Source organism: Aeromicrobium sp., assembly GCF_014378035.1.
Classification (GTDB): domain Bacteria; phylum Actinomycetota; class Actinomycetes; order Propionibacteriales; family Nocardioidaceae; genus Aeromicrobium.
In genome coordinates, this window is the sequence record NZ_JACMOM010000227.1 from 1 (window position 1) to 4,762 (window position 4,762).

Annotated in this window: 4 protein-coding genes; all 4 read right to left on the reverse strand. The window is 63.6% G+C overall.

What is annotated here, in order from left to right; all coding sequences use genetic code 11:
• Nucleotides 1-127 precede the first annotated feature (127 nt).
• Nucleotides 128-409: a hypothetical protein gene (locus tag H7290_RS11630; protein ID WP_290514181.1), complete on the reverse strand. Its 282-nt coding sequence runs from the start codon at nucleotides 407-409 to the stop codon at nucleotides 128-130.
• Between the two features lie 563 nt (nucleotides 410-972).
• Nucleotides 973-3,426: a cation-translocating P-type ATPase gene (locus H7290_RS11635; protein WP_290514182.1), complete on the reverse strand. Its 2,454-nt coding sequence runs from the start codon at nucleotides 3,424-3,426 to the stop codon at nucleotides 973-975.
• A gap of 101 nt (nucleotides 3,427-3,527) precedes the next feature.
• Nucleotides 3,528-3,923 (reverse strand): DUF2933 domain-containing protein, encoded by a 396-nt coding sequence (locus H7290_RS21350; RefSeq protein WP_366927629.1) that lies wholly within the window; start codon nucleotides 3,921-3,923, stop codon nucleotides 3,528-3,530.
• Nucleotides 3,924-4,403: 480 nt separating this feature from the next.
• Entirely contained in the window at nucleotides 4,404-4,664 is a 261-nt protein-coding gene (locus H7290_RS11640) for a GlsB/YeaQ/YmgE family stress response membrane protein (protein ID WP_290514183.1), read from the reverse strand.
• Nucleotides 4,665-4,762: the final 98 nt, after the last annotated feature.

Genomic DNA, 4,762 nt, shown 5'->3' on the forward strand with positions numbered 1-4,762 from the left:
CCGCGACCAGGACATCGGCCAGCGCACCCGATGCGCTTTGCGCCGCGGTCATCGAAACTGCGGCGACGACTCGCTTCGCCTGCGTGGTGCGGTACCCATCGTCCAGTTGATGTTGTTGGACAGCCCTTCAGTGCCCGGCGTGTTGGCTGTGGTCTGGTGTCTGTATCCGCGACGGGGTGTCCCCGGAAGAGTCGTCTGAGATGGCTGGGCCGATGACGAAGGCAGACAGCGAGAACATGACGACGAAGATGGCGAGCGCGATCGCGGGTGCTTTCCAGGTGTTGAATCGTGCGTAGAGTCGGTGGAGTAGCGGCACGGAGAAGAGCAGACCCAAGATGCCGAACAGCAGGTTGCCTCCCGCGCCCGTCACCAGTGCAGCGCCGAAGATGAGACCTGCGTGGTGCAACACATGCGGGAGAAGTCCTAACAGGGTCCCGACGACGGCGGAAGCCGCGCGCCAAACTGTTGCGAAACGGCTTCTGCGGAGAGGGCCAGTCGACTGGCCGATGTTGGCGCCCGCCTCGCGATGGTCCGAGCCTGTCGCTGACACCGGGTGACCGTCCTGCGCGCGGGGTTCTGCGTGGCTGCCGTGGCCAGACCCATCGGGCGTTAGGTAGGCAGTTGGTCTCTGTTGATCAGGCATCGGGTGCTCCTCGGATGTGTGCTGCTCCCAATCTCGCCGAGGACGCGCCTGCCATGCAGAGGACTACGTCCCGCACCCGCCAGTCGAAAGGCTCCATCTCTTACGGCGGCCCAGCGTCCTCAACTAGCGTGCTCAGCGACATTCAGCACGCAGCACTGAGGCCTAGAAGCACCACACGGAGACCAACGTCGTCATCGCCACCAAGGCGGCGATAACGAGCAAGCTGGACACCGCAATCAGAGATCCTCTTGCCACGAAGCGAGCGGTCGCCGCAACGAATGTGCGATTCACTGTCGATGGTGGTCTGATGGTCGGGCTTCGGCGCCTGGTCAGTGCGCGTGGGCTCCGCCATGCGTGTCAGAAGAGGCCACTGGCTCCTTCGACACTGGGAGCGGCGGCACCGCTGGTGGTCGGGGCAGCTTGAGTCGTTTGAGGGTGAGCGCGTTCACGGCGACCAGGAAGCTCGATCCGGCCATGGTGATGGCTGCGATCTCCGGGCGGAGCACCAGACCGAAGGCCGGCTCGAAGACCCCCGCGGCAATGGGTAGGGCGACGCTGTTGTAGCCCACTGCCCAGAAGAGATTTTGCTTCATCTTGCGCACCGTGCCGCGCCCGATTCGCAGCGCTACCGCAACATCGAGCGGATCTGAACGCATCAGGACGACGTCAGCAGTCTCGACCGCGACGTCGGTGCCGGCACCGATCGCGATCCCAAGGTCGGCCTGTGCCAGCGCGGGGGCATCGTTGACTCCGTCGCCGACCATCGCCACCCGGCGCCCCGAAGCCATGAGCTCTTTGACCTTCGCTGCCTTGTCCCCCGGCAGCACTTCGGCGATGACTGATGTAACACCCAGCTGTGCTGCGATGCGTTCGGCAGTCGCGGCGTTGTCACCCGTGAGCATGACGACTTCCACGCCCAGCTCGCGCAGCTCTGTGACAGCGGAAGCGGAGGTGGGCCGTACGGCGTCAGCCAGACCGATCACCGCGACTACGCGGCCGTCGATTGCCGCGAGCGCTGCCGTCTTGCCCCCGGCTGCGAGCTCCTGCTGCCGGGCGCCGAGCGATCCGAGGTCGGCAGACTCAGCCACCATCAGTCGCAGGTTTCCCACGGCGACCCGGTGGTTGTCCACCGTCGCTGTCGCGCCCTGACCGGCGACGTTCACGAAGTCCCGGGCGGTGAGGCGTTGGGCACCAGCAGCGTCGGAGCGGCGGACCACTGCCTCGGCCAGTGGATGCTCAGACTCGCGCTCGACGGCCGCGATCAGGGCCAGTGCGTCGTTCTCGACCATCCCGTCGACAATCAGATCGGTGACCTCCGGCGCACCCAGGGTCAGTGTGCCGGTCTTGTCCATCACCACCACGTCGATCTTCTTGGACGTTTCGATGGCAGTGGCGTTCTTGAACAACACGCCACGAGCGGCGCCTAGTCCGGTGCCGACCATGATCGCCGTCGGGGTAGCCAGCCCCAGCGCATCCGGGCATGTCACGACCACAACAGTGATCGCGAACAGGAGTGCCACGCTCACCGTGGCACCGGCCAGGAGCCACACCACGAACGTGCCCACCCCGCCGACCAGAGCCACGAGCACCAGCCAGAACGCGGCACGGTCGGCCAGTCTCTGCCCTGGTGCTTTGGAGTTCTGCGCCTCCTGTACGAGCTTGACGATCTGGGCCAAGGCCGTGTCCGCGCCGACCTTGCTGGCACGAACCCGCAGTGTGCCGCCGATGTTGATGGTGGCGCCCACGACCTCATCGCCCGGACGCTTGTGCACCGGGAGGCTCTCCCCGGTCACAGTGGACTCGTCAACGTCACTCTCCCCGTCCTCGACCACGCCGTCGGAGGCGATTTTTGAACCCGGACGGATCAACAGAAGGTCACCGACGACCACCTGGTCGGTCGGGATCTCCACCGGTTCACCGTCCCGCAGCACGAGCGCCACTGGTGGCGCCAGCTTGAGCAACGCACGAACCGCTTCGTTGGCTCCCCCACGGGCGCGCATCTCGAAGTAGTGCCCCAGCAGAACGAACGCCGTCAGAATGGTCGCGGCCTCATAGAACACATCACCGCCACCGGTCACGGTCACCCCGACCGAGTAGACCCAGCCGGCTCCCACGGCCACCGCGACAAGCACCATCATGTCGAGCGTCCGGGCCCGCAATGCGCTGAACGCGCCGGCGAAGAACACCTGTGCGGAATAGAAGATCACCGGCAGGCTCAAGATCAGCTGGAACACATCATCGCGCAGTCCGAACGGCGCCGGAACCGAGAAGTCCAGCACATCGCGCCCGATCATCGACCACAACGTGATCACGACACCGAAGGCCAACGCGACCACAAACCGGTTCCGCATGTCGCGGATCATTGAGCCCATCGACATCTCACCATGACCACCGTGACCCATCACATCCGCCGGACTGCCCTGGCGATCCCCGGCCCCTCCCATGGCGCCCATGTCATGTCCGGCGTGGTGCTCGTGTTCAGGGACCGGGATGGGTCTGGTCGCTGAAACGTCTTCAGCGACGGCCGGTGCGCACACGTGATCCGGCACGGACTCCCCACGGCAGTGGTAGCCGCATTCCTTGATCCACCCTGAAATCTCCTCCACGCTGGTGACGCCCGGGTCAAATGTCACCGTCGCAGTCTGAGCAGCCGGGTTCGCCTCCACCGTGAGCACCCCCGGTCGACGGCCCAACTCGGCCTCCACTGCGTTCCTCTGTGAGGCCCACTGGATGCCATCGAGCTCCATCACCGCACTGTCGGTCGAGTCATCGAGTTGCTTCATCTGTGCCCACTTTCAACATCTTCGAGACTTTCGTGCAACCAGTTGCACCGGGCGTGCCCGAAGGTCGAGAGTTTCGATTCGAGAGCCGTTCCAGGGATGCGTCAAGGACGGTCGAAATGTTCGTGCGATCCTCCGGAATCTCCTACATCCGTGGGAGATGATCCGCGCTCCCCACGGTGGGACGTATCTGACGTGTCGCCGCGCATTCCGCGCATCATGAAGAACATCATCAAAGGGCAGGCCACCAAGACGATCAGAAGGAACGGTGGAAGGCCGGCCCAAATCGCAATGGCGCCGCCCACCAAAATAGCTGCCATATACGCGGGATACCTATTGCTGCTCATGACATCCTCCGATGTTTCGCGACGGGCGCATCCCGCCCTTATCCCCACATTCGCAGGGTCGCGGACAGGTGAATCAGAGTCATTGGTCCCCACCACGCCCGTCAACGGTCCAGCAACACACACAGATGCACGCCGTGCGGGACGGACGAACATGTGAAGATCCGGAGGTGAGGCCTACTTGGAGGCGCCGTTGGTTGGCGGGCTGGGTCAAGAGGACTTATGAACACTACAGACGATTTACACCAAGCCGAGAACAGGTTGCTGCAGGTCACCGTTGCGATGGAGAAGACCGGGACGACCTGATCCATGTCACGAGACAAAGCATCAGCGCGCCTGCCAGAGAGTTCGAGCGTCTGTCAGACAAGACCGAAGGCGGGTATATGACCGCGTACACGGCCCTTCAGGATGTAGAACGACTGCGGAACCGAGCAGTCCCAGAGGCATCCGCAAGGCCCTAGTTCGGCTCAGGGGCACGAGGCGGCAATCTGGGTCATATGACGCTGCAGTTCCATCGGCGCTCAGTCAGTACGACCTCTCGCGCCGGCTAATCGATAGCCTGACGTTGGCGTGCGCGACGACTCGCGCTCGTACTGGCTCGCCTCTTCCTCTGGGCGCCATTGCGGGGCTGAACCGTCAGACAGCGTTCTTATTTCTTCCCGTCACTTCTTCGGCCACTCCTATCAGGAGCACTGCGGCGATGACAGCCAGCACGAACCCAATGATGTTGAGCTCGAAGATGCCGCCTGTTCCGAAGAGCTGGGCGATGAGGCCGCCGATGAGTGAGCCAACGAGGCCGAGCCCAAGGGTGGCCAGCAAGCTGAGGTTCTGCTTACGGGGCTTGATAAGTCGTGCGAGTGCCCCGATGACGAGACCTGCAACGAGAAAACCGATCATGTGTGGAACCTTCTTTCGTGATGAGGCCAGGTAGGGAGCCCGACCGGGTTGTCGGTCGCGGCGGTCAGGAACTTGTGGAGTCGCGAATCTAGCCCACG

What these genes read in the sequence shown, in the direction of transcription:
- H7290_RS11635 (WP_290514182.1), bottom strand. Translation starts at nt 3,426, where the DNA reads ATGAAGCAACTCGATGACTCGACCGACAGTGCGGTGATGGAGCTCGAT.
- H7290_RS11640 (WP_290514183.1), bottom strand. Translation starts at nt 4,664, where the DNA reads ATGATCGGTTTTCTCGTTGCAGGTCTCGTCATCGGGGCACTCGCACGA.
- H7290_RS21350 (WP_366927629.1), bottom strand. Translation starts at nt 3,923, where the DNA reads ATGTTCGTCCGTCCCGCACGGCGTGCATCTGTGTGTGTTGCTGGACCG.